General features: G+C 46.9%; 19 protein-coding genes. 11 read left to right on the forward strand and 8 right to left on the reverse strand.

Features of this window, described 5'->3' with window-relative positions; genetic code table 11:
- From AAC033_RS06150 to AAC033_RS06170, 5 genes are all read left to right on the forward strand, one after another.
- On the forward strand, positions 1-1,174 hold a 1,174-nt coding region (locus tag AAC033_RS06150; protein ID WP_339736467.1), incomplete at its 5' end, for a PmoA family protein.
- A gap of 50 nt (positions 1,175-1,224) precedes the next feature.
- Positions 1,225-2,151, forward strand: coding sequence for a ThuA domain-containing protein (locus tag AAC033_RS06155; RefSeq protein WP_339736468.1), 927 nt, complete (start codon positions 1,225-1,227; stop codon positions 2,149-2,151).
- Positions 2,152-2,174: 23 nt separating this feature from the next.
- The gene (locus tag AAC033_RS06160) at positions 2,175-3,548 is read left to right on the forward strand and encodes a Gfo/Idh/MocA family oxidoreductase (RefSeq protein ID WP_339736469.1); all 1,374 of its coding nucleotides are present in this window, start codon (positions 2,175-2,177) and stop codon (positions 3,546-3,548) included.
- A gap of 107 nt (positions 3,549-3,655) precedes the next feature.
- Positions 3,656-5,710, forward strand: coding sequence for a DUF2264 domain-containing protein (locus tag AAC033_RS06165; protein WP_339736470.1), 2,055 nt, complete (start codon positions 3,656-3,658; stop codon positions 5,708-5,710).
- A gap of 109 nt (positions 5,711-5,819) precedes the next feature.
- Complete coding sequence (locus AAC033_RS06170) at positions 5,820-7,229, forward strand: putative oxidoreductase C-terminal domain-containing protein (RefSeq protein ID WP_339736471.1); 1,410 nt, start codon at positions 5,820-5,822, stop codon at positions 7,227-7,229.
- Positions 7,230-7,428: 199 nt separating this feature from the next.
- Here the strand turns inward: AAC033_RS06170 and AAC033_RS06175 are convergent, their stop codons facing one another.
- The 3 genes from AAC033_RS06175 to lipA all read right to left on the reverse strand — a co-directional run bounded on the left by AAC033_RS06175 (position 7,429) and on the right by lipA (position 10,011).
- A complete protein-coding gene (locus tag AAC033_RS06175; protein WP_339736472.1) occupies positions 7,429-8,340 on the reverse strand; it encodes a D-hexose-6-phosphate mutarotase in 912 nt (303 codons plus the stop codon).
- 61 nt (positions 8,341-8,401) lie between these two features.
- Positions 8,402-9,070, reverse strand: a complete 669-nt coding sequence (gene lipB / locus AAC033_RS06180; RefSeq protein ID WP_339736473.1) for a lipoyl(octanoyl) transferase LipB — start codon at positions 9,068-9,070, stop codon at positions 8,402-8,404.
- Positions 9,071-9,147: 77 nt separating this feature from the next.
- Entirely contained in the window at positions 9,148-10,011 is an 864-nt protein-coding gene (lipA, locus tag AAC033_RS06185; protein WP_339736474.1) for a lipoyl synthase, read from the reverse strand.
- Positions 10,012-10,364: 353 nt separating this feature from the next.
- Between lipA and AAC033_RS06190 the strand changes: the two genes are divergently transcribed.
- From AAC033_RS06190 to AAC033_RS06210, 5 genes are all read left to right on the forward strand, one after another.
- Positions 10,365-10,892, forward strand: coding sequence for a lipocalin family protein (locus AAC033_RS06190; RefSeq protein ID WP_339736475.1), 528 nt, complete (start codon positions 10,365-10,367; stop codon positions 10,890-10,892).
- Positions 10,893-10,996: 104 nt separating this feature from the next.
- Complete coding sequence (locus tag AAC033_RS06195) at positions 10,997-12,421, forward strand: NfeD family protein (RefSeq protein WP_339736476.1); 1,425 nt, start codon at positions 10,997-10,999, stop codon at positions 12,419-12,421.
- A 243-nt stretch (positions 12,422-12,664) separates the two neighbouring features.
- Positions 12,665-13,987 (forward strand): SO_0444 family Cu/Zn efflux transporter, encoded by a 1,323-nt coding sequence (locus AAC033_RS06200; protein ID WP_339736477.1) that lies wholly within the window; start codon positions 12,665-12,667, stop codon positions 13,985-13,987.
- The gene (locus AAC033_RS06205; RefSeq protein WP_339736478.1) at positions 13,984-14,568 is read left to right on the forward strand and encodes an isoprenylcysteine carboxylmethyltransferase family protein; all 585 of its coding nucleotides are present in this window, start codon (positions 13,984-13,986) and stop codon (positions 14,566-14,568) included. The genes AAC033_RS06200 and AAC033_RS06205 overlap by 4 nt, the downstream gene beginning before the upstream one ends.
- A gap of 93 nt (positions 14,569-14,661) precedes the next feature.
- Positions 14,662-18,459: a glycoside hydrolase family 2 TIM barrel-domain containing protein gene (locus AAC033_RS06210; RefSeq protein WP_339736479.1), complete on the forward strand. Its 3,798-nt coding sequence runs from the start codon at positions 14,662-14,664 to the stop codon at positions 18,457-18,459.
- Positions 18,460-18,525: 66 nt separating this feature from the next.
- Here AAC033_RS06210 and thrC read toward each other — a convergent pair whose 3' ends face one another.
- The 5 genes from thrC to bcp form a co-directional block, all read right to left on the reverse strand.
- On the reverse strand, positions 18,526-19,827 hold the full coding sequence (gene thrC, locus AAC033_RS06215) for a threonine synthase (protein WP_339736480.1): 1,302 nt from the start codon (positions 19,825-19,827) through the stop codon (positions 18,526-18,528).
- Between the two features lie 26 nt (positions 19,828-19,853).
- Entirely contained in the window at positions 19,854-21,062 is a 1,209-nt protein-coding gene (locus AAC033_RS06220) for a cofactor-independent phosphoglycerate mutase (RefSeq protein ID WP_339736481.1), read from the reverse strand.
- Positions 21,063-21,136: 74 nt separating this feature from the next.
- Entirely contained in the window at positions 21,137-23,566 is a 2,430-nt protein-coding gene (thrA, locus tag AAC033_RS06225) for a bifunctional aspartate kinase/homoserine dehydrogenase I (protein ID WP_339736482.1), read from the reverse strand.
- A gap of 224 nt (positions 23,567-23,790) precedes the next feature.
- Positions 23,791-24,816, reverse strand: coding sequence for a recombinase RecA (recA, locus tag AAC033_RS06230; RefSeq protein ID WP_339736483.1), 1,026 nt, complete (start codon positions 24,814-24,816; stop codon positions 23,791-23,793).
- A 2-nt stretch (positions 24,817-24,818) separates the two neighbouring features.
- Positions 24,819-25,286: a thioredoxin-dependent thiol peroxidase gene (gene bcp, locus AAC033_RS06235; RefSeq protein ID WP_339736484.1), complete on the reverse strand. Its 468-nt coding sequence runs from the start codon at positions 25,284-25,286 to the stop codon at positions 24,819-24,821.
- 150 nt (positions 25,287-25,436) lie between these two features.
- On the opposite strand from bcp, the gene AAC033_RS06240 reads away from it, so the two are divergent.
- A complete protein-coding gene (locus AAC033_RS06240; protein WP_339736485.1) occupies positions 25,437-26,750 on the forward strand; it encodes a tetratricopeptide repeat protein in 1,314 nt (437 codons plus the stop codon).
- Positions 26,751-26,806 lie beyond the last annotated feature (56 nt).

The raw sequence follows: 26,806 nt of genomic DNA on the forward strand, positions 1-26,806 counted from the left end.
GTTTCAGGTATCTGCCGGCGAGTATGATCGGCTCGATTGTCCGGTGAGTGTAGACCTTTCATCGGCAGTTTTGGAGCTTAACAACCACCATTTTGAGCTTTATCAGGTCGATGGAGAAAAGGAAATCCCTGTAGCCAGCCAGTTGGAATCGGGCAAGAATCACCGCTTGTGTTTTATTCTGAACGGCGAATTGCCCAAGGGTGAAACTCGTCAGTATGTATATAAAGCATCGGAGACTGTCGTTTCAGAATCAAAAATAGTCGTTGAGAGAACCCATGGGGGATTAAAGCTGGTATTGAATGAGAGTCCTATACTGCATTACCAATCGGACGAAGTTTATCCGCCTGAAGGCGTCGATCCGCTTTTTAAGCGCTCTGGGTTCATTCATCCGTTGTGGTCGCCCGGAGGCGAGGAACTGACCCGTATTCAGGCGCCCGACCATTATCATCATTATGGCGTTTGGGGACCTTGGACCAAAACCCATATCAAGGGACGTGAAGTGGATTTCTGGAACCTGCTGAAAGGGCAGGGAACGGTCCGATTTGCCAATTTTCTGTCCGAAGTGGAAGGGCCGGTTTTTACTGGATTTAGCGCGCTGCAGGAGCACATCGACTTTGGAGCAAAAGGCGCCGACCAGCTAGCCCTGAGCGAAGTGCTGGACGTGTGCGCCTGGAACATTGACAACCAGCGAAAGGCTTGGCTGGTGGACTATACAAGTAGCTTGAACAGTCCCCTGGATTCGGGTATTTTGCTCGATGCCTACCGCTATGGTGGCGGAATAGGTTTTCGCGCTACAGAAAAATGGACCAAAGACAACAGCTCGGTGCTCACTTCCGAAGGAAACGACAGGCTAACAGCCGATGGAACCAAAGCCCGTTGGTGCATCGTTGAGGGCGAATCAGTTCCCGGGCGCAGCGGCATTTTGTTTATGAGTCATCCTTCGAACCGGGAATACCCGGAGCCGATGCGGGTTTGGCCAGTCGATGCAAACGGTGGAAGAGGGGATATGTATTTTCAGTTTTGCCCCATCCGCCATAACGACTGGGTGATTGAACGGGGCAAAACGTATTCGCAAAAGTACCGGATGCTAATTTTTGACGGGCAGCTCACCGAAGCAGAAGCTGAGCAATATTGGCAGGCATTTGCCTATCCTCCAGGAGTAAGCTTTGAGTAGCAGGCTGGAAGATGTGGCTTCTGATTATTAACAATCTAACAAATCAAATTATGTATAGACAAATCTTGCTTGGTATTTTAATTGCCTTTTCAGTTACAGTGGCAAAGGGGCAAAAAAAGGCCTTTGAATGCGACGAAGCGTGGGTTCAAAAAATAGAAAAGATAGCTCCTGCAAAAGCAGAAGTTCAGCCCCTGAAGGCGCGAAAAGTACTTGTTTTTAGCCTGTTTACAGGTTTTGATCACTGGGTCATTCCGCACGCCAACGCCGTGTTGAAAGTCCTGGGAGAAAAAACCGGTGCTTTTGAAGTTGAAATCAGTACCGATATTTTCAAGTTTGAAAAGAAAAATCTGGCTGAGTATGATGCGGTGGTTTTGAACAACAACTGTTCTGTGGGACCCAGAAGAGACCTGTTTCAGGATGTCTTGGACCAGGACGAAAGCCTGACAGCGGAGCAAAGAGCCAAGAAAGCAGCCGAGCTTGAGGCCAACCTGATTCGGTACGTCAAAAAAGGAGGTGGCCTCATGGTGGTGCATGGCGCCATTGTCATGCAGAACAACTCGATGCCCTTTAGTGAAATGGTTGGCGGCAGCTTCGATTATCATCCGCCACAGCAGGAAATCACCCTTGAGCTTGCCGAGCCGAACCATCCCTTGTTGAAAGCATTCCGGGGCGAGGCTTTCGTTCATATTGATGAACCTTACCTTTTCAGCAAGGCCTACGCGCAGAAGAATTTTCGTCCGCTGCTGTATATGGATACGTCGAAGCTCACCAACAAGAAAAAGGAGATTGATGAGCAAATCAAATATGTATCCTGGATAAAAAAGTATGGCAAAGGCCGGGTGTTCTATGTTTCGCCGTCGCACAACGCCCAAAGTTTTGAAGACAGCCGACTCCTGAAGTTTTACCTGGACGGAGCACAATATGTATTGGGTGATCTGAAATGCGATGATTCGCCCACCAAGCTTGAATATGAATAATTAACCGATAAAACGATAGAATTATGAAACGACGTCATTTTTTAAGAAATACAGTAGCCGGAGCCGCCGGGACAATGATCCTCCCAACGATTGTTCCATCTTCGGTTTTTGGAAAGAATGCCCCTAGTAATAAAATCAACATCGCCCAAATTGGCTGTGGGCGGATAGCGCGTGGTCACGACTTGGCGGAGACGATGGAGTATGATGTAGCCCGGGTGATTGCCGTGTGCGATGTGGACAAAAACCGCATGGCCGATGGTAAAACGCTGGTGGAGGATTTTTATGGCAAGAAGCTGGGTGATAATTACATGGATGTTAAGATGTATGAAGATTACCGCGAAATGCTGCTGAATAAAGACATTGATGCGGTGATGATCAGCACGCCTGACCACTGGCACGCACAGCCGGCCATTGAAGCCGCGCTGGCCGGTAAAGATATCTACCTGCAGAAGCCCACTTCGCTTACCGTTGAGGAAGGCCGCCAGTTGAGTGACATCGTTCACCGGCAGGGTGTGATTTTGCAGGTAGGTACCCAGCAACGCTCTTCACCACAATTCCGCACCGCTGCCGAGCTGGTTCGTAACGGCCGAATTGGGAAGTTGCATACCGTAAAGGTCGGTTTGCCGGGTGATCCGTCAGGACCTGAAGCACCGGAGATGCCCGTTCCCGTCGCTTTGAATTACCATATGTGGCTGGGTTCCACTCCTGAAGTGCCCTATACCGAGATTGGGGTTCATCCGCAAAAAGGTTACGGTCGTCCGGGTTGGCTGCGTCGCGAACAGTTTGGCGCGGGCATGATCACCGGCTGGGGACAACATCATTTTGATTCGGCAGCTTGGGGAATGGACACCGAATACACCGGTCCTGTTTCTGTGGAAGCGGTCGCTCAATTCCCGAAGTTTGGATTTTGGGATGTGCATGGCGATTTTATGGTGAAGGCCGAATACGAAAACGGCATCACCATGTACACCTCGGGAGGTTTCACAAACGGCATTCGCTATGAAGGAACCGATGGCTGGATCTTTGTTTCGCGGGGCAGTTATGTGGCTTCGGCCAGTGATCCGGTTGATAAAGAGAAGAGCTCCAAGGCGCTTGATGCCAGTGATCCGGAAATTTTGAACTCGAAGATTGGAGAGGATGAGATTCATTTGTATGTGAGCGATAACCAGCACGGCAACTGGCTGGATTGCATCCAAAGCCGGAAAGAGCCAATTTCGCCTGTTGAAATTGGGCACCGCGCCTGTACCGTTTGTTTGGTCAGCCACATCGCCATGAAACTTCCACGAAAACTGGAATGGGATCCAGCTGCAGAGCGTTTCAAAAATGATGATGAGGCCAATTCATACCTCAGCCGTCCGCAACGCTTTCCTTACGGGACGAATTATGTGTTGAAATAGGAGCAAGATCTATCGGAATAAAAAATAGAAACACAGAACAAGAAATAAGAAGTGTCGAATTTTTGCCTTTCTTATTTCTTGTTTTTTATTCAATATTTAATTAGCAAATGAAAAACGCTTTTGAAGTAAAAAATCCCGATTTTGAACTCAGTCCATATACGGGAATGACTAAAAAACATTACATCGAACTGGCCAAATATTTGCTGGGACGGGCCTTTAAGCATGTTGATTCAATGGACACCCCTCTGAATTTCCCGATCATTCCTGGCAAAACTTATCCGCAGCCCAATGCGCCCGACTGGCGGTACCGGTCGGCCGAATTTGAGGCGCTGGAACGAACCTTCACACTCGCCGGGCCACTCATCCATATTGATCCGGAAACAACAATCAACGGGATCAATTTGCGCGACTACTACAGCTTGCAGCTCTACAATGCCTTTACACCAGGGCACGCCAATTCATTGCCCCTGCCAGAAGAGCTGCCCGACTCAAACTACCAGTTTACCTGCGAGTTTGGTGGTTTGTTTAAAACACTGCTGTTGATGCCGGACACCATCTGGTCGAATTTCACCGAAAGGCAAAAAGAGGAGATGGTGGTAACTATTTCGAAATGGGCACACCACCGAACCACCCAAAACAACTGGCGAATCTTCAATATTGTCACCCTTTCATTTTTGAAAAAATACGGCTACGAGATTGATGATGAGCTGTTGAAAAGTCACTTGCTGTGGGTGGCTTCCTACCATTCGGGCGATGGCTGGTATCTGGAACAAACGTATAATTATTACTCCATCAGTCTGTTTATTGTTTATACCACCATCTGGAACCGGACGTTCGGCGACCAATATTATCCGGAGATTGCTGAAATTATTGAGAAGTCCGCTCAAAAGCTGATGGAGTCGCTTACTAGCTTTTTTGGGCGCGACGGCTATATTAACATGTGGTCGCGGAGCATTTGCTACCGTACCTGGGTTTCGGGTGCTTTCCCGGTTGCTTTTATGTTGAAGGATAAAACATCGTTGGATGGCGGCTGGGCCCGGCGGCTTTGCTCAGGTTCTTTGTTGCAGTTTGTTACTCGCGAAGAGTTTTTCTGCAATGATATTCCGAGCCTCGGCTTCTACGGACAGAAAGAGTATATGGTCCAAAACTACAGTTGTGCAGGTAGCCCATTCCTGATGTTTTTACCGTTTATATGCCTGGCTTTGCCTGATGATTCGCCCTTCTGGACAGTCAAAGAAAACGAGGGTATGTGGGAAACGCTGGGTGATCAATCCCAAAGAACTATCCTTGAGAGTCCGGGGCTTGTGTTGGTCAATCATGGAAAGACAGGCACATCAGAAATCATTCCCGGAAAGGTTTATTACGACGATTCGAATTATTCGAAGCTGGTTTACAATACCCATTTCCCGTGGGAAGACCACAATCCGCAGGGTGGAACATCGATGGAATACAGCTATCGCAGCCAGGATCCGAGAGATGTGCGCGGCGACGATGTCAACTTTTATCTCACTGGACTGGCTGTAGCCAATGATTCGGAAAAAAACAGGGCTTACACCATTTCGCAAAGCATGCTGTTCAATGGTGTACGGAATGGCGTCTTGTACCGGCAGGCGATCATGCGCAAACCCCCAAACAATGGGGTAGGGTATATTATTGATTTGGCAGAGATTACTATCCCCGGTGGTGTTATTCGTGTCGATCGTTCGCGATTGGCATTCGAATATGAGTTGACACTTGGCCACTTTGGCTTGCCGCACCTGAATGGTGAAAAGGCCGTGGTCAAGCAGTTTGACGATGGCGACAAAAACGTCATCACTGCAGCCATACCCGGCCGTCAGGTGGCGCTGATCACCTACAGTGGCTGGGACAAGCTGGAAAGCTTGGTGCATCAAAATAGGAATGCTGAGGCAGACGAAAGCACGGTTATTTATGCCCATAAGAAGCGTATGGCCAAAAATCCACCGATGGAGCTGATGATTACCGTGATGCTTCATAAAATGGATGACAGCGAGTGGACCGAAGCAGAATTGTCGCCCATTAAGGATATTCAGATCATGGACATCATGAGGGGGCTTTCGCCTTTGGGAGCGATGATCACCTTGTCAAACGACGAAAGCTACGAGATCGATTTTAAAGATATGGATGGGAAACGGACCTGTTAAGAACCATGAGTCTTTGAATTTATCGGTTCATTCTGCATGAGATGTGGTAAAAATCGTATTTTTGTTAACGTTAACGGAAATCGATTAAATTCTAAATAAACTTAAAAAAATGACACGACCAATTTCTATCAACTTGCTGGCAGTCGCGGTTTTAGTTTCGGCTTGTACAGGCGGTTCCCAACAAGCTCAGCCCGAAGTTTCACAATCTCAATTCACCGGGGCCCAAGGCGAAGTCAAATTAATGACGCTCGATCCGGGACACTTTCATGCAGCACTGGTGCAAAAAACCATGTACGATCAGGTTGATCCTACAGTGTATATTTATGCGCCTGAAGGTGAAGATTTGCAGGATCATTTGAACCGCATTGAAGGTTTTAACACCCGTGCCGATAATCCAACCAGTTGGGTGAGTGAAGTCTATACCGGCGACGATTACCTGGAGAAAATGCTTGCCGAAAAGCCGGGCAATGTGATGGTGGTTTCGGGGAACAACGCGAAGAAGACGGAGTACATAAAAGCTGCCGCTGACGCCGGGATCAATATTTTTGCAGATAAACCGATGGCTATCAATACAGCTGACTTTGCTTTGCTGGAAGAAGCGTTTCAAGTGGCTGAAGCCCATGATGTGCTGTTGTACGATATTATGACTGAACGGCATGAAATTACGACGATCATTCAACGCGAGTTATCCAAAATCCCTGAAGTTTTTGGACAGCTGAAAGATGGAACGGCCGAAGAACCTTCCATTACCAAGGAAAGTGTGCACCATATTTTCAAGTACGTTGCCGGCAGTCCGCTAAAACGCCCGGATTGGTTTTTTGATACCGAGCAGCAGGGCGAAGGCATGGTTGATGTGACAACCCACTTGGTCGATATGATTCAGTGGGAGGCTTTCCCGGACCAAGCGCTTCAAAAATCGGATGTGGAAATGGTGAGTGCCAGCCGCTGGACGACAGACCTGAGCCTGGAGCAGTTTCAGGAAGTAACCCAAAAGGAAGCATTTCCTGAATTTCTTCAAAAAGATGTGGTGGATGGTAAACTGCAGATTTACACCAACGGCGAATTTACTTACAAGTTGAAAGGAAAATATGCCAAAGTGTCGGTTATCTGGAACTTTCAGGCACCTGAAGGTGCAGGCGACACCCACTACAGTATCATGCGGGGATCGCTGTGCGATGTCATTATCAAGCAGGGTGAAGAGGAGAATTATAAGCCAACCGTTTATGTTCGCGCAACAATTGACGAAGGATTGGAAACTTTTGAAGGTGGTTTGCTGAAAGCCATCAACCAGGATATTGCGACCATGTACCCGGGCTTGAAGCTGGTGAAACTGGAAGACAAACTATGGACCGTTGAAATTCCAGATAAATATAAAGTGGGACATGAAGCGCACTTTGCTCAGGTAACGGAAAAATACTTGCATTACCTGACTTTGGGAAAATTGCCGGAATGGGAAGTACCCAATATGATAACCAAGTATTATACCACCACCCAGGCTTTGGAAATGGCGAAGAAGTAAGCGATTCTCCCAGTTTGGTTTAGTCTCTTGATGTCAAGCCCAGGACATCAATTTGTTTATAGAAAATTGAAGACAGTCGAAGGCGGTAGAAGACCTGGAATACAATCGTATTCAATGGTCTTCTACCGTCTTCGATTTTTTTGTCTTGTAACGGGGCTGACATTCTGATGTTGATACTGAATGGCATGCAACAGGCTTCTTATTCTTCTAACCCAATAATCGCGGTTGTCTCGTGCGATTTGCCGGGAGCCAGCGTGATGCAATTGTTGAAGGCATTGGTTGCCTCAACACAAATAAAGGCGTGGTAACCATCGTCCGGAATGTCGGGAATGCCAGCAGTAGCTTCTTCCCCGGGGTTCCAAACCGTGGTTACGCGGCTGCCTGCTTTTTCAACCAGGATTCGGCGGCGGAAAACAGGATCAGCGATGACGACCGGCGTTTCCGTATCCAAATAATGGCGGGTTACCGGCTCGTTTATTTTCAGCACTGGCTCTTCCTGAACCTCGTGATCTCCAGTGAGCTGGTTAAAGTACTTGGTTCCCTGTAAACCTTCGATTGTACAGTTTTCAATGCCCGACACGTTGAAGTAGGAATGCAGGGCCGCGCTGTATTCAAAAGCTTCCTGTGAGCTGTTGGTCACCTTTAGGGCAAGCTGCAATTTGGTTCCCACGGTAATGGCCAATTCGGCTGTGAAGTTGTGGGGCCAATAGGCTTTGGTTTCTTCGGAAGCGTTGAGTTGGAAGCGGATCAGGGTTTCGCCGTTAGCTTCGGATTTGGTTTCAACAACATCCCAGTAAATCAGCCGTCCGAAGCCATGCTGTGGCTTTTTCGGATCGGTGGGATGTGGTCCGAACCATGGAAAACAAACCGGTATTCCGCCGCGGATCGCTTTGCCTTCTTCCGAAAAGCTGGTTGGGCTCATCCACAATAGTTCCATGGTTTTGTGTGGCGTAAAACTCATCACATGGGCGCCATACAGGCAAATATCGGCTTGGGCGTATTTGTTGGATACGCTGATGAACGGCAGTTCGCCTTCCATTTCCATAAACCCGATCTCGCCTTCGATGCTGTATTTTTCATCCAGTAAATCAATATCAATCATGCTTTTCATTTTTTTGTTTTCAATTTCTCCCAGTCATCCAATGACCAATGACCAATCATCTAACGCCCCATCAATAAATCGCGTTAAACTTTTCCTTCACCACTTCTTTTACTTCCTGCATGTCCATCGTCTTGCCCAGCTCGCGCTCGAGCGAAGTGACACCGTAGGAGATGAATCCACAGGGATTGATGTAGCTGAAATAACGCATGTCGGTGTTCACATTCAGCGCAAAGCCGTGCATGGTAACATAGCGGCTTACCCGCACGCCGATGGCACAAATCTTTCTTGATTTTGCCGGAATTTCAGCATCGAGCCAAACGCCCGTGGCGCCTTCCTTTCGGCTGCCGGTCAATCCGTAATGGGCGACGGTGGCAATGATGGCATCTTCCATTTTTTCGATGTATTCGCGAACGCCAATTCTATAGTACTCCAGATCGATGATTGGGTAACCCACCAACTGCCCGGGACCGTGATAGGTGATATCGCCACCCCGGTTGATCTTGTAGTAGGTCGCTTCAATCTTCTTCATGAAATCATCATGGATCAACAGATTGTGCTCGTCACCACTCTTTCCCAAGGTATAAACGTGGGGATGTTCGACAAGTAGAAAGCGGTTGATTTCGCTGGGAGCATCTTTCGCTTTTTTATCGGCTTGCACCGCTGCCAGAATTTCCTCCTGGTAATCCCAGCAGGCTTTATAGTCTTTCAGACCAATATCTTCGTAACTAAAATTTGCCATCGTGTTTAAATTCCAAGTTCCAAGTTTCAAATTCCATTTTCCATGTTCCAAGTTTCCAGTTTTGGGTTTCGAGTTGTTCAGGCACTTGCGTGTTGTTCTGCGCGATAGCTGGAGCGAACCAGCGGGCTGCTTTCAACAAAAGAAAAACCCTTTTCGAGCCCGATTGTTCGGTATTTTTCAAACTGTTCAGGGTGAATGTAGGCCACCACCGGCAGATGTTCCTTGCTTGGCGCCAGGTACTGCCCAATGGTCATTACCTTGCAGCCGGCTTGCAGCAGGTCGTCCATGGTTTGCAGCACTTCCGGTTCTGTTTCGCCAAGGCCCAACATAATGCCTGATTTGGGCACGGCTCCCTTTTCGGCAATGGTTGCGATGACCTCCAGGCTACGACGGTACTTAGCTGCACTGCGGATTTTGGGTGTCAATCGCTCCACGGTTTCCAGGTTGTGTGAAATCACCTCAGGCTGGGCCTTGGCCACTTGGATGATTAATTCTTTTCTCCCCTGAAAGTCGGGAATCAACACTTCCAGTTTGGTGACGGGGTTAAGCTGCTTGACGGCCCGGATGGTTTCAACCCAAACTCCGACACCCAAATCAGCTAAGTCGTCGCGGTCAACCGAGGTAATGACGGCATGCTTCAGTTGCATGAGCTGAATGGATTTCGCGACACGTTGAGGTTCGTCCCCATCAACGGGCAAGGGTTTTCCGGTCGTCACCCCACAAAACTTGCAGTTGCGGGTGCAAATGTCTCCTAAAATCATAAAGGTAGCTGTGCCGCGGTTCCAGCATTCGCCTATGTTTGGACAGTTGCCGCTGGTACAGATGGTGTTCAAATGGTGCTGACTGACCAGGTTTTTTACTTTGGAATACGTTTCTCCTTTCGGCAGATTCATTTTCATCCAACGGGGCAAACGGGGGCGGTCCGGGCTTGAGTCACTCATGATTGTTGGTCAATTTTCGTGTAAAAGTAAGGGAAATATTGGAGATGGGAAAGGAATAATGAACCGACAATCCATGGCAGATGAGACCCGGGAACGAACCTCGGGCGTGCTTGCCTGGCCAGCTATCGGGCGGATTGGTTTGGCTATCGACGGGAAATGATTGGCTATTGAAGGGAAGCGAGTAGCTATCGGAGAGAAATAAATGGCTATCGACAGCAGAAGATACTCTTTCGGGAGATGACTTTTAAGTTTTGACAATTTGAGGGGCCTATTTGACCATGCACCCAGTCGTCAAAAAATACGTACTTTTATCTGGTCCTTTGAATGTCATAAAAAAGCAAACAAGCAAACAAATGAAAACCCAAACGCTCATCTTTTTAAGTTTATCGTTTATGATTTTTAGTTGCCGGTCGAACAAGCCAATGATTGATACCACAACCGTTTCGGAATTGAATGTGGAACGCTACATGGGAACCTGGTACGAAATTGCGCGGTTTCAGCATTCGTTTGAAAAAGATTTGGTGGGCGTTACGGCTACCTATTCGTTGCGCGATGATGGCAAAATTGATGTCATTAATGCCGGTTACAAGCATACGCTGGACGGAGAATATAAAGAAGCCAAAGGGAAAGCCAAAATTCCCAATCGCGAAGAACCCGGAAAATTGAAGGTAGCCTTCTTCTTGTTTTTTTATGCCGACTATAACATTATGGAGCTGGGCGATGATTACCAGCATGTGTTGATTGGCAGCTCCACACCCGACTACCTGTGGATTTTAAGCCGCACGCCACAATTGGATGAGACCACTTACCAGCAGTTGGTTGATGAAGCCAAACGCCGGGGATACGATACCAGCAAATTGTTTAAAGTACCACAAAAATAAGGTTTGTTCTCCGGGCGGTTTCTGGGCACAACCAATACAAGATCGCTGTCAAACGCAAACGAAAATTCCCTAACTTTGGGACAACGCTCTAAAAAACTAAAATCATGAGATCAGGCTTGCTGTATGTTATCCTTTTTCTTTTAATACTCGCGACTCCGAGCTGGGCACAGGAACCCGATGTTCCCAAAGAAACCCGGAACACTCTGGTGTACAAGTTCAATATCAAAGAAAATATTGCACCAGCAATTTGGCGGCAAACCAAGCAGGCTTTTGAAGCCGCCGACAGCTTAAACGCCGACCTGATGCTGATTCACATGAATACCTACGGTGGCACTGTGCTGGATGCCGACTCCATTCGTACCAAAATTCTGAACAGCCCCATACCTGTATATGTGTTTATCGATAATAATGCGGCTAGTGCCGGCGCATTGATTTCGGTAGCCTGCGACAGCATCTACATGCGGCCGGGAGGCTCCATTGGCGCGGCAACGGTGGTGAACCAAACCGGGCAGCAAATGCCCGATAAATACCAATCGTACATGCGCTCGACCATGCGGGCAACAGCCGAAGCCCATGGCGGCGACACCATAATCAGCGGACAGGACACCACGTTCCGGTGGTTTCGAGATCCTCAGATTGCCGAGGCCATGGTTGACGAAAGGGTCTATATTCCCGGCATTATTGATACGGGAAAAGTACTCACCTTCACCCCTTCCGAAGCCATGAAATATGGTTTTTGCGAAGGCATTGCCGATAACGTTCCGGAAGTGCTGGAGCTAATTGGCGTTTCAGAATACGAAATTGTGGAGTATAAACCCACTACACTCGAAAAAATTATTGGCTTTCTGGTTAATCCCATGGTTTCGGGCTTGCTGATTATGGCCATTTTGGGCGGTATTTATTTCGAAATGCAAACTCCGGGCATTGGTTTTCCACTCATCATTGCCATTACGGCTGCCGTCGCTTATTTTGCTCCGCTATACCTCGAAGGTTTGGCAGCCAACTGGGAAATCCTGCTGTTTGTGGTGGGCCTGATCTTAATCGCCTTGGAGATCTTTGTCATTCCGGGATTTGGTGTGGCAGGATTGTTGGGCATATTATTTAGTTTCACTGCGTTGGTGTTAAGCTTGATCAACAACGTTGTTTTTGACTTTGAGGGTGTTCATCCTGACAAAATATTAAGTGCGTTGACCACAGTAATTGTTGCCTTGTTTGGTGGTTTTATTCTTAGTCTTGTCCTCGGTAAAAGGCTGTTCACGGCCAATTCGGGCGCATTCAAAAATCTGTCGCTTCATTCAATTCAGGATAAGAATGAAGGTTTTGTGGGCGTTGATACCAGCTCTCGAAGCTTGGTTGGTAAAGAGGGCGTGGCTTACACCACACTTCGTCCTTCGGGCAAGGTGAAAATTGATGGAAAACTATACGATGCTGTCTCGGGCTTGGGCATGATTGACCGCGGCGACGAGATCATCGTAATCCGAACCGAGTCGGCTCAACTTTACGTCGAGAAAAAGCCTGATGGGCAATAGCCACGCAACATTGGAAACATCAGAAAGCAAAGACAAAACAGTATTCCCGTACAACAACAAATATGTAGATATCTGGAAGTATTTATCCTTTTTTTCTTTAGAACTAAAAACAATTCTAATTTTGCATTGCTTTTAGAAGAAGATACATGTGGTGTTTTGAGTTCGAAGTGACGACTAGTTTCTCCGGGGACAGAAGAGGCAGGCAACGCTCATGGGCACCATGATAAAAGAAAGGGATTCCAGATGAAAGAGTTTTTTGTCGATTATATTTCTGAGTTAGTTTATTTACTGAACGAGATGGCGCCGTGGCTGATTTTGGGATTGGTGTTTGCCGGTTTGCTGAAAGTGTTTTTCCCGGAAGGTAAAGTGCAAAAATACATGGGCAAGTCAACCACCAAATCAGCGGTTAATGCTTCGTTGCTGGGCATTCCCATGCCCCTGTGCTCGTGCGGCGTGATTCCTACCGGAGTCTCTTTTTTTCGCAACGGCGCATCCAAAGGGGCCACCAACTCCTTCTTGATCTCAACGCCACAAACGGGTGTTGATTCGATCTTTGCTACCTATTCGATGCTGGGCTGGCCATTTGCCATTCTTCGTCCCATTGTAGCTTTTGTAACAGGTATAGTGGGCGGAATTCTGACGAACTGGCTGGTCAAAGACAAACCGGTACCAAACAATCCGTTTGCCAATTTCAAACTGGATACGGCTGCACTTGGTAAAAAGGAGCAGGCCGCAAGTTGTGACGATGACTCCTGCGGTTGTCAAGATAATCCAGCACCGAAAGGAAATACCTTTGTTCGTGCCGCGCATTACGCTTTTATCGAACTCCTGCAGGATATTGCCAAGTGGCTTGTCATAGGCTTTTTAATTGCAGCCCTGATTTCAGTGGCGCTGCCAGCCGATTTCTTCAGCCGCTTTCAGGGTTGGGGCATCCTCGAGATTCTCATTGTTCTGGCTGCTTCAATTCCGCTTTACGTGTGTGCTACCGGGTCCATCCCCATTGCCGCCGTGCTGCTTATGAAAGGTGTATCGCCAGGCGCAGCGCTGGTTTTTCTGATGGCCGGACCGGCAACCAACGTGGCCACTATGACGGTGCTTGGGAATACCATGGGACGCAAAGCGTTGTACGTGTACCTGGGCACCATTATCGGAGGTGCGGTACTTTTTGGAATGCTGACCAACTGGTTGATTCCAACCGATTTAATCATGAGTCAGATGGCCCATATTCATGGCGATGGGGAACACGAAATGCTACCCAAATGGCTGCAAATTTCGTCAACCGTGCTGTTAATAGGTTCGCTGATTTTTGGCTACTTTTATGAACGTTTTGAAAAATCGAAAATGACAAGCACCATGAATTCAAAAACACTGAAGGTTGAAGGGATGACCTGTTCGCATTGCGAGGCCAGCATAACCCGCAACCTATCGAAGCTGGAAGGAATTGATGAAGTTTTTGCCGATCGAAACACCTCGGAAGTCAAGATAAAAGGCCCAAAGATCGATCTTGGTCAAATTGAAAAAGTAGTCACGGAAATCGGCTATCAATACAAAGGCGAAGTGTTATGACACCCCTGCAAGTTGGCTTGATATTGCTCAGTGGTTTACCCATCCTGTCCACTGCTGCACTGGCCTACCAGCTTTTGCGTAACGGGCAGGGCGCTTTTGGGACGCCCACGATCTCGCCTTGGCTTTTTTACCCCGCCAAGTTACTGACAGGTTTTCTGATGGTTGCCCTTTTTTGGGCCAGTCTTCAACCAGACTTTTTTGTGCATTTTCCGAGACCCATTCAATTGCAAATGCCTGAAATGCAAAAGCTTCTGAGCCTGGCTTTCATTTTTGCCGGTAATCTTTTGCTCATACCAGCTTACTACTCCATGAGCATTTTTACGCGTGTTGGATTACCTACAAAAGATCACGCCCTGCAAACAAAGGGGATTTACCGAATCAGCAGGAATCCCATGTACACCAGCTTTTTGTTCTATTTTGCAGCTTGTTTTTTGCTGGTGCCCAGTGTTTTTATGGCCGTAGTTATCCTTTTTTGCCTGGTCACCCATCATTTTATTATTTTGAATGAAGAAAAGTTTTTACTGAAAGCGTTTGGAAACGCATATGCTGACTATAAGAAAAATACTTCTCGCTATTTGTAGGTGAAGAAACTGAAAAGAATCAGCTCCATTGTACTCGACACTTTTTTCTTTTTATAACTTTGGTAGCAAACTAAATAACTAAGCTTCCCGATCATGAAAAGAGTACTTTCAACAATCACCATTTTTCTTCTGATCACCCTCAGCTCCTTTTCGCAACAAATTGTTTTTGAACCAGCAGACTGGCAAAACCCGGCCGTATTCGAAAAGGGCCAAAATTTACCGCATGCCTTTCATATTCCTTATGCTTCGGCCGAAGAAGCGCTGCGCAACAATCCGGCTGAGGCCCCGAACTTTCAGTTGCTGAACGGCCCGTGGAAATTCAAATGGGTGGAACGTCCGGATTTGGTGCCGGAAGATTTTTACAAATCCGATTTTGACACCCGAGACTGGGACAAAATCGACGTTCCTTCCAACTGGCAAATGAAGGGATACGGACATGCCAAGTTTCGAAATATTGCCATGACCATCGAAACAAAACCTCCGTATATTCCAGCCTACTACAATCCCACCGGTTGCTACAAGCGAGAGTTTACCATTCCATCCAATTGGAGCGAAAAAGAAGTGATGCTTCGCTTTGAAGGCATTAAATCAGCCTCCTATGTTTGGGTGAACGGACAGCGCGTTGGATACAACCAAGGCGGTTTTGAGCCAGCCGAATATAACATCACGTCGTTTTTGAAAAAAGGAAAAAATGATCTGTCGGTTCAGGTGATGCGATTTTGCGACGGATCCTTTCTCGAAAACCAAGATATGTGGCGCCTCTCGGGAATTTACAGGGATGTGAAATTATACGCTCAACCCAAAACGTATATTCAGGATATTTTTGTGGTTACCGATTTGGATGAAGATTACACAGATGCGCAACTGCGAATTGAAGTTAGCGCGCTAAACGCAATGAAAAACGTTCAAAGTGGCTCATTGGTGATCGATGTGTTGGACGAAAATAGCCAGTCCATCCTTCGTTCAAGTCTCTTGAGAGATTTTGAAATTGAAGGACGATCAACAGAAAAAATACTTCTTTCGACTCAGGTTGAAAACCCGGACAAATGGTCAGCCGAACATCCCAATTTATACACCCTGCTTGTTGAGTTGAAAGATGAGCGCGACAAAACAACCGAAGCTTTTACCCAAAAAATTGGTTTCCGCGAAGTGGAAGTCAACGGGGAGGTGATCTTGGTCAATGGAGTGCCGGTCAAGTTCAACGGAGTAAACAGCCACATGCATCACCCACAGCACGGACAGGCTGTTCCGCTGGAAATACTTCGACAGGATCTGCTCATTATGAAACAGTTCAACATCAACTGTGTGCGCACTTCTCACTACCCACCCACTTCCGAATACCTTGAAATGGCCGATGAGCTGGGTCTTTACATCTTTGATGAAGTGGGCGATGAAGCTCACGATAATATCGAACTGTCATCTGATCCAAGCTACACAGAAATGTACAAAGACCGCTCGCGCAAACTGGTACATCGCGACCGAAATCATCCATCGGTTGTGGTTTGGAGTGCGGGCAATGAGTCCGGCTCTGGCGAAAACATCAAAGCTGTGATTGAAACGGGCAAAGTTATCGATCCCAGTCGTCCGGCATGGATGTATGGAGGTAACACGTTTTATATTCCGTTTGAAGACATCACCGGCCCGCGCTACTGGATTCCATATCAACTCAAGAATCTGGCCGAACGAAAAATATTGGGCGAGACCGATCTTCGCCCTTCATTTATGGACGAATACCTGGCAGCAACCGGAAATGGGCTCGGCGGAATGGATGAATACTGGGAGTTGATTTACAACTACCCGCGGCTTTCAGGTGGCGCCATTTGGGATTGGATTAGCCCGGGCGTAAACACCCCGCTTTGGCTTACGCCCGACGCATCGGCTCATGGCAACGATGGAGCAATCATGGGTAGGCCAACATTTGTGGAAGGGAGAAATGGCCGGGCATTGAAATTCTCGGGGCACGACGACTGGATTGAGTTTTACCGGGACCCAAGCCTGGACATTACAAGTAACCAGTTGACGATAAGCTTTTGGGTGAATCCAATGGAGATTCCGCAACCCAACACCTTTCTCACCAAAGGAAAGCACCAATACGGGCTGATCATGAGTTCGACCGACAGCCTGGAGTTTTACCTTCAAACCAACAACTTGCAAGACACCTTGCATTCGCCTTATTACAGCAATAACTCCCGTCGGATTTCAGCCAAAGCGAAGGTGCAACCCGATTGGTACGGTAATTGGCACCATGTTGCCGGAATATACAATGGTGCATCCTTACAACTGTTTGTGGACAGCAAGCTGGTTGCCGAAACCGCTTTCTCAGGAAACATCAGCCACAGCCCCTTTCCCTTGTGTATTGGTCGCGAGGCCGAAACCCAGGATCAAGGCGAATATTCAGGCCGCATGTCGAACATGATTCTTGATGATGTGATGATATTTAATCAGGCTATTTCGCTGAAGGAATTACAATCAAAATCAGCTCAAGCCACAGCCGCATTGGCTCTTGATTTTGAAGAGGATACCCGCAAAGGTGATTTCTTTGCGGTTGGACTGGGAGGCAGAACCTACGGCATCATCTGGCCGGACAGAAAAATACAGCCGGAAATTCACCAAATCAAAAAATCGGCGCAACCCATCCAGGTTAAAGCCATTGACCTGAATAACGGACAGTTTCTTGTCAAAAACCGACACCATTTTAAAAATCTGAATGAATTCAGCACCTATTGGGAATTGCTGAAAGATGGTGAAATGATTCACAACGGAGAGTTGCAGTTGGAACTTGCCGCGCAAACCGAACGGGAGATTTCTATTCCGCTAGACATTCCACAGGTTGAAAACGGCGCAGAACTTATACTGACCATTTCCTTTGCCCTGAAAGAAGCCACCGCCTGGGCTGAACCCGGATACGAAGTTGCCTGGAGCCAGTTTGTATTTTCTTCAGAAAAGGAATTTTCAAGGGCTGAAGAAGAACAAAATAGCGCCATTGAAATTATTGAAAGTGAAAACGAAATCACGCTGAAAGGCGAACAGTTTGACTATTCGTTTAATCGCGAAACAGGCCAATTTTCGAAGCTGAACTTCGAGGGGTTTAATTATTTGGAAGAGGGGCCGGTTTTCGGCATTTGGCGTGCTCCGCTGGCAAATGATATTGATCCTTGGGGAAGTTATCAGTTTACCAAGACCAATTTCACAACAGGGCTAGGACGAAGCATTGACAACCAGATTCGTACGCTGGGTTTGAAAGACCTCGTGAACCAAGTTGACGAAATCACCGCCCGCAACCGAAGCGACTCTTCGGTTGACGTAACAGTTCATGCCTGGTCAAACTCCACCAACCAGCGCGCAAGCTTCGAACGCAAGGAAACCTACCGGGTTTATCCGGATGGAACGATCGAACTGGAGCAGGAAATCATACCGCATGGGACCACCCCCGATTTACTTCCCCGGCTTGGCCTGCAATTTCAATTGGACAAAGCATTCAACATCGTTGATTGGTATGGCCGTGGCCCGTTTGAAACCTACCCTGACCGAAAAACCGGAGCTAAAATTGGCCTTTATCAATCCAATACAGATCGGGAGTACGTTCCATACATCATTCCGCAGGATTACGGAAACCACACCGACGTGCGTTGGCTAAAAGTGAGTACACCAAACGACCGAGCTTTGCTCATTAAAAGTGACGAATTGCTGAATTTTAGTTTGAAAAAATACAGCACAGACAACCTCTCACGGGCAATGTATACCTACCAGCTGAAAGAGGCCCCTTTCAATACGTTAACCGTTGATTACGAAGTTTCGGGTGTTGGCGGAACAGCAATAAGGCAGTTGGAAAAGTACCGGGTTAAACCGCAGGCAAAAACATACCGGCTAACCATCAAACCATTATTTTGAAGTCGCAAGAATGAACAAAAAAATGAGGCTGCCTCTGAATCAGCGACAGCCTCATTTCGTTTGCTCTTATTGTTGCAATAAGAAAGCCCGAAAGTCGTCAAACTCCTTGCTTAGCGGAATGGAGAGTTTTTCACCTTTCATAAATTCAGCTAGCTTTTCGGGCAGCGGAACTTTCCCCACACCGATAATTTTTTCGACCGTTTCCGTAAATTTGGCCGGATGTGCCGTTTCCAAAAATACACCGGTTTCGCCGTCAAGCAAGCTTTCGTCCAGCGCTTTATAACCGGTTGCTCCGTGCGGATCAGTCAGGTAGCCATATTTGTGATACACTTCATTCAGCACGTCTTTAATCTCCGAATTCGAATAGCGATATCCGGTTATTTCAGCCTGAATGGCAGCGTGCGAATGATCATACAAATCCAGGATTCGCGCAAAGTTACTGGGGTCGCCCACATCCATCGCGTTGGCAATGGTAGCTACAGAAGCCCGGGGCTCGTATTTTCCGGTTTTCAGGTAGTTGTAAACGATGTCGTTTTCATTGTTGGCCGCAATAAACCGCTTAATGGGAAGCCCCATTTTCTTGGCAAACAAACCTGCCGTGAGATTGCCGAAATTACCACTGGGCACCGAAATCACAATGTCTTCATTTACGCCCCGCTCGCGCAGCCGGGCGTAAGCGTTGAAATAATAAAAAGCCTGCGGAAGAAAACGTGCCACATTGATTGAGTTGGCCGAAGTCAGTGTCAGTCCGGTTTTTAATTGTTTGTCCAAAAAAGCAGCTTTCACCAGTCGCTGGCAATCATCAAAGGTTCCTTCCACTTCGATTGCGGTAATATTTTGCCCAAGCGTAGTGAACTGTTTCTCCTGAATTTCGCTTACCAAACCTTTGGGGTACAGCACATACACATGAATTCTGGGAACACCCAAAAAGCCATTGGCTACCGCACTGCCAGTATCGCCCGAAGTAGCCACCAATACATTCACCTGTTGGTCATTTCCTTCCAGAAAATAAGCCAGCAACCGGGCCATAAACCGACCGCCTACATCTTTAAATGCAAGTGTTGGTCCATGAAACAGCTCCAGCGAAAAAATATTGTCATTGACATGGACAACCGGACAATCGAAATTCAAGGTGTCGTCAACCAGTTTTTTCAGGTCGGCTTCCGGCACATCTTCACCAAAAAACTTTTTGGCTACTTCAAAAGAGATTTCTTGAAACGAAAGCTGGTGAATGGTTTCGAAAAATGATTTTGGAAAGGCTTCAATGCGCTCGGGCATAAACAAGCCTTTGTCGTCGGCCAGCCCCTTGATCACCGCTTCTTTCAGCGACACCTCCGGAACTGATTTATTGGTGCTGTAATAGTTCATTGTGAGTTTTCAGTTTCGAGTTCGAGTTAATCTGATAATAAGGCCTTCATAAATTCATTGCCTTTAAGCAAGCCGTAGCTTCCTTTTCGCACGGTGAATTCATCGTAGGTTTCTACGCTGTCTCCTTCAATACCTGGCTTATAAATGATAAAGGGCACCGGGTCTTTGGTGTGTACGGTGGTTGCACAAGGGGTTGGATGATCAGGCAAAACGGCAATTGCCACCGGTTCGCCCATTTTGGCGGTTTCTTCCACCAAATATTTTACCACCCGCTGATCCAGATATTCAATGGTTTTGGTTTTCAGTTCTACATTGCCTTCATGTCCGGCTTCGTCGCTGGCTTCAATGTGGAGGTAGACCAAATCATAATCTGTCAGCGCATCAATGGTAGCCTGTGCTTTGCCTTCGTAATTTGTGTCATAAAGTCCGGTTGCCCCTTTCACTTTAATCACATCCATGCCGGCGTACACACCAATCCCCTGGATGAGGTCAACCGCAGAAATAACGGCCGATTTTTCCACGCCAAACAGTTCTTTCAGGGTCGGCATTTGTGGTTTGTAGCCCGGCGACCACGGCCAAATGCTGTTGGCAACATCTTTACCTACTGCTTTCCTTTTCTGATTGACTGGATGCTCTGGAAGTAGTTCCATTGATTTTACAATCAGATCATTCATCAAGTCAGCTGTTTCCTGGGCTTCTTCCACTTTCGCTTTTGCCAGGTATTTTTGGTAGGCTTGTCCCGGAACATCATGCGGTGGTGTGCAAGCCAACAGTTTGTTGCCACCTTTAATCACCAGCAAATGGCGGTACGAAACGCCTTTGTGAAAGATGATTTTATCGGAGCCCAATTTTTCATTCAGAAAATCGATTAACACGTGGGCTTCCTCACTGGAGATGTGCCCTGCTGAATGGTTCTTAAAATTACCACCATCGATGGTCAGCAAATTGCAGCGAAGCGCCAAATCACCAGCCTCCAGTTTTACGCCTATACTGGCCGCTTCAAGCGTACCACGGCCTTCAAACACAGCAGGTACATCGTAGCCCAACACCGAAAGGTTTGCGATTTCACTTCCCGGGTGCATATTCTCCGGAACCGTTAACAACTGCCCGCAGCATCCGAGTTTTGCCAGTCGGTCTATTTCCGGCGTTTTAGCCATTTGTAATGGGGTCTTTCCTCCGTAGTTTTCCAATGGCTCGTCAGCCATGCCGTCCCCTAAAACGATTATGTACTTCATAAAGAGTTTTGAGTTTCTAGTTTCAAGTTCTCTGATGAACCAAGGATCTTTTTCTTCAGGTTTTATATTTCCAGTTACAGATTTGACACCCGAATAATATCAGCAAAAACACCAGCAGCGGTTACTTCAGCACCGGCGCCGTAGCCTTTAATGATCATCGGGAATTCGTGGTAGCGCTCAGTGGTGAACATCACAAGGTTGTTGCTGCCTTGTAAATCAAAGAAGGGGTGTCCCTGTTCGATTTCCTGCAAGCCCACTTCGGCTTGGCCATTTTCGTACTTGGCCACAAAACGCCAGCATTTATTTTCCGCTTCCAGCACTTGTCGGCGGGCTTCAAAGTCGGCATCCAGCCCACTGATTCCGTTCCAAAAGTCGTCCATACTTCCATCGAAAAACTCATCTGGAATAAATTTATTGATGGCGACATCGTCCTTGTCGATTTTGTAACCCGACTCGCGAACAAGGATCAACAGCTTGCGCACGACATCAATACCACTCAAATCCACTCGCGGATCCGGCTCTGAATAGCCCTCGTCCTTCGCCATTTTAATAGTCTGGCTCATCGGAACCTGTGCCGAAATGGTGTTGAAAATGAAGTTGAGTGTTCCGGAAAGAACGGCTTCAATTTTCAGGATCTGATCGCCCGCGTTCACTAAGTCGTTCAAGGTATTAATGATTGGCAAACCAGCGCCAACGTTGGTTTCAAACAAAAACTTAATGCCTTTTTGCTTGGCAATCTTTTTCAGTTTCAGGTAGTTTTCATAGTCCGACGAAGCGGCTACCTTATTGGCCGTAACAATCGACACGTTGGAATTCAGCAAATCCGCATACAAATCAGCCGAAAAATCAGAGGCCGTACAATCAACAAAAACTGAATTGTAAATATTCATCGCAACAACAGCATCTTTGTACATTTTCAAATCGGATGCCTGTCCTTCGGCGTCAAGTCGCTCCTTGAATCCTTCGATGGAAATCCCATCTCGGTCAAGTAACATTTTCTTGGAATTGGCCACCCCAACCAACTTCAGCCGGAGGTGTTTTTCTTTTAATAATTTTTCCTGCTGCTGCATAATTTGTTTTAGCAGATTGCCGCCCACCAAGCCAATGCCCAGCAAGAAGACATTCACCTCAACGTTCTCGGACAGGAAGAATGATTCATGCACCACGTTCAGCGTTTTCCGTAAGTCTGAATCCTTCACCACCCACGAAATGTTGAGCTCCGATGCACCCTGTGCAATAGCAATGATGTTGATCCCGTTCTTTCCAATCGTGTTGAACAATTTTCCGGCAATGCCGGTGGTGTGCTTCATGTTTTCTCCAACGATGGCTACAATCGAAAGCTCGTTTTCCACTTCAATTTTATTGATCTGCTGACCGGTGATTTCCCTGTCGAACTCAATTCGGATGGCTTCCTCTGCCGTTTCCGCTTTCAAGGTGTCAACTGCGAAGGAAATCGAGTTTTCGGATGAAGCCTGCGAGATCAAAATCACATTGATGTTTTCGCGGGCCAGGGCGCCAAACAATCGCATGGAAATTCCAGTCACACCAACCATTCCCAAGCCCTGCACGGTAATCAGGCTGATATTTGAAATTGACGAAATTCCCTTAATTGGACGATCTTTTCCATTCTGTTGACTACTTCGGATGAGTGACCCATCACCTTCGGGGCGCAGGGTGTTTTTGATTTGCACTGGAATGCCTTTCTGATAAACCGGCAAAATAGTGGGTGGATAAATAACCTTGGCTCCAAAGTGCGACAGCTCCATCGCTTCGGAATAACTTAGCGACTCGATGGTATAGGCCTTGCGAATGATTCGTGGATCGGCGGTCATGAAACCATCAACATCGGTCCAGATTTCCAAAACACGAACATCGAGTGCCGCAGCAAAGATCGAGGCAGTATAGTCGGACCCCCCACGACCTAAAGTGGTGTACTCGCCGGCAGTGTTGGATGAAACAAAACCTGGCGCCACGCAAATGCCTGAAAAACCGCCAAAGGCATCCTTAATCAGTTGATTCGTCAGTTTAAAATCTACCAGGGCCCGCCCAAAGGCGCTATCCGTTTTTATCATTTGTGAAGCATCAATCCATTTGGCCCCTTCAATAAATTGAGCGATGATGTATGATGACAAACGTTCGCCGAAACCACCAATTTTGTCCATGGTTTTTGGGGTCAGTTCTCCAATCATTGAAACACCGCGGATAATCCGGGCCAATTCGTCGAGTAATAAGCTCACTTCCTCCCAAACTTCCAATTTTTGTTCGCCTTCAAACAAATGATCAACCACATCTTCGTGGCGCGTTCTTATTTCTGTGATCTCCGTGTTGAAATATTCCGTTCCCAAAACAGCCATTTTCGCTGCGTTTAATATCTTGTCAGTTATTCCGCCCAAAGCAGAAACCACGATGACCACATCGTCCTGCTGACTTTTCACAATCTCTCTTACCTTTCGGATGTTTTCAGCACTTCCGACAGAAGTGCCTCCAAATTTCAACACTTTCATACGTTTATTTTTTCAATTTACGGAACTACAATTGCGTATTGCAGGTCGTCACTTTAGACACTGCCCAGCGGTATGGAGCTCGCTGAAATAATCATCGGCGAACGTATAAGCCTTAGTTTCCATGGCTCGTTTCATACCTGATACTTTGGTGTATGATTTATAAAAAAAAATCCGGATGAAGCAGTTTGCGGCCTCATCCAGACTTAACTGCAAAACAATGTTTTTTATTCGACGGGCATAGCAGTGGTTGCAACTGCTTCAATAATTTTCGTTTCCAGTTCGTGTGCCAGCTCGTGGTTGTCACGCAGGATATTTTTTACTGCCTCACGACCTTGGCCCAACTTGGTTTCTCCATAGCTGAACCACGAACCACTTTTCTTGATGATGTTATAATTCACACCAAGGTCAATAATTTCGCCTGTTTTAGAGATTCCCTCTCCATACATGATATCAAACTCCGCCTTGCGAAACGGTGGCGCCACTTTGTTTTTTACCACTTTCACCCGGGTATGGTTACCCATGATTTCTTCGCCATCCTTAATTTGTCCAATCCGACGAATATCCAGACGAACCGAGGCGTAAAACTTCAAGGCATTTCCACCGGTTGTAGTTTCGGGGTTACCGAACATCACACCGATTTTTTCGCGCAACTGGTTAATGAAAATACAGCAGGTTTTGGTGCGGTTGATGTTGGCCGTCAGCTTCCGTAGGGCCTGCGACATCAAACGGGCTTGCAATCCCATTTTCGAATCACCCATTTCACCTTCGATTTCTGCTTTCGGAGTTAAGGCAGCTACCGAGTCAATAACCACAATATCAATCGCTCCGGAGCGAATCAGGTTGTCGGCAATCTCCAGGGCTTGTTCTCCATTGTCTGGTTGCGAAATTAACAGTTCATCGATGTCAACTCCCAGCTTTTTGGCGTAATATGGGTCAAATGCATGCTCCGCGTCAATAATGGCCGCGATACCGCCAGCCTTTTGAGCTTCGGCGATGGCGTGAATGGCTAGGGTGGTTTTACCTGATGACTCCGGCCCATAGATCTCAATCACACGCCCTTTCGGAAATCCACCAATTCCCAAAGCAATATCCAAGCCAATGGAGCCCGATGAGATCGCAGGTACGTCTTCAACCGGGCGGTCGCCCATTTTCATAATGGCACCTTTGCCATAACTCTTTTCAATTTTATCCATCGTAAGCTGAAGGGCTTTCAGCTTTTCTTTATTCACATTTGAATCTTCTTTTGCCATAGTTATCCTAAGTCTAAAGATTTGATTATTTGGTTTGTATGATCTTTTGTCTGAACTTTTTCGAAAACTTCATCAATCACGCCGGCCTCATTGATGACATAGGTTGTGCGAATGACTCCCATATATGTTTTTCCATACATGTTTTTCTCACCCCACACGCCATAGCCTTGTAAAATCTCCTTTTCGGTATCGGCGATCAGGTTAAATTTCAACCCATATTTTTCGGCGAATTTTTTGTGTGACGCCACGCTGTCAGGACTAACGCCGACGACTTCATAGCCTTTTTCAATCCAGGCATCATAGTTGTCACTCAAGTTGCAGGATTCAGCCGTGCATCCAGGGGTGTCATCTTTTGGATAGAAGTACAAAATTAACTTCTTGCCTTTAAAATCAGCTAAAGCAATGGGTTCGTTATTTTGATTAAATCCTTTAAAGTCAGGTGCAGTATCACCTTTTTTTAGCAGTGCCATGATTTTTTTTGTTTAATTAGACAAATATACTTGAATTAATGATAAATATCAGATTAATTGCGGGTGAAAAACTAACAAAAACTAAACAGTTAAAGAAAAATTAGCTTTCAACATTTTTTGTAATTTTATATCGAAAACGATTTAGCTATTATGTGCGGAAACAAGACAACTTTTCTGAAAACAACTTCCTTTCTCTTATTGTTTGTGTTGAATCCGGTTTTCTTCGGGAAAACGGTTCAGGCACAAAGCGATCCGGAACAGCTTGCGAAAGACCTTGCAGAAAAAGGACAGTATGCCGAAGCCATTCCGTATTTCGAAGACTTGGTGCATCTATATCCGGCCGACAAGGAATTAAACTACTACCTGGGCATGTGCTTGGTTGAAAACGAACAATTCACACAGCAGGCTAGAACAGCTCTGCAAACATCGCTCGGGAAAGAGACTCCAGACAAGAGTCTTTATTACCTTGCGCAGTGTTTTCATTCCGAAAATAACTTTTCAGAAGCCCTCAACTATTATCGGCAGTATGATGACGAGGCCCGGGCGCGCGAAAAGCGACGCACAAAACTGGACGAACTGGTCGGCTTATGCGAACGGCAAATCAACCCGTTTCCAGAACCTGTGGTTGAAATCGCAGAAGAAAAAACGAAAGAAGAGCCGGAAGCAGTTCCTGAAGTTCAGTCCGAAGATGTGGAAATACCGGCGGGACTCGAAGACAGCCTGATTCAGTTTCAGGTTAACTCAAGAATCAAATACTTGAAGATTGATCAGTTTAAGCATGCCTCGGCATTGCAAGCTTTTATACGTGCGTGGAAGGCTGAACAAGAACTTCAGGGAATGGTCAATGAGACCAGCAGGTTGCGCGAGGAATACAACGATGCCTTTGCGACCGAAAAAGAAGATATTGCCAACGCCATTCTTGTTCTTGAGCGCGAAACTTATGCCAAAAGTCAGGAGGTCAGCCGGAACTACACAGAAGCGCGCCGGAGCGAAATGGATTTCTGGGATCAGGCAGATCCGGCGTCAATCCGGGCTTTCGTCGAAGAAATCCGTACAATGGAAGACAGCATCAGTCAAGCCAGGGAGCTCGAAAGACGAAAGGTACTTGAGGCCAGCAGGCCAATTGTATTACCCGACAGTTTGGTGGAAAACTTAATTCCCGAAGAACCAGTTGCTGCCAGCACGGGCATCACCTATAGGATTCAGATTGGCGCCTATAGCAGAACGCCGCCCGATTGGGTACAACGGCTCTTTAAAAAGCTATCGGTCATTCGCCGTATCGATCAGTATACCGACGACAACGGGGTGACGGTTTACACGGTTGGTGAACTGAAATCGTACCAAGATGCCTTGCAGATGCAGTCGCAAGTGCGAACCGAAGGAGTTAGTGATGCGTTTATTGCCGCCTACAAGGATGGCGAACGGATTCCGTTAAAACAAGCCAGGCAAATAACGGGAGAATAAAGCAGAACAACATACGGACAACAATACCGATGCGTATTGCCATTATAAAATAAAGC

The sequence above is a fragment of the uncultured Sunxiuqinia sp. genome (assembly GCF_963974515.1).
Classification (GTDB): domain Bacteria; phylum Bacteroidota; class Bacteroidia; order Bacteroidales; family Prolixibacteraceae; genus Sunxiuqinia.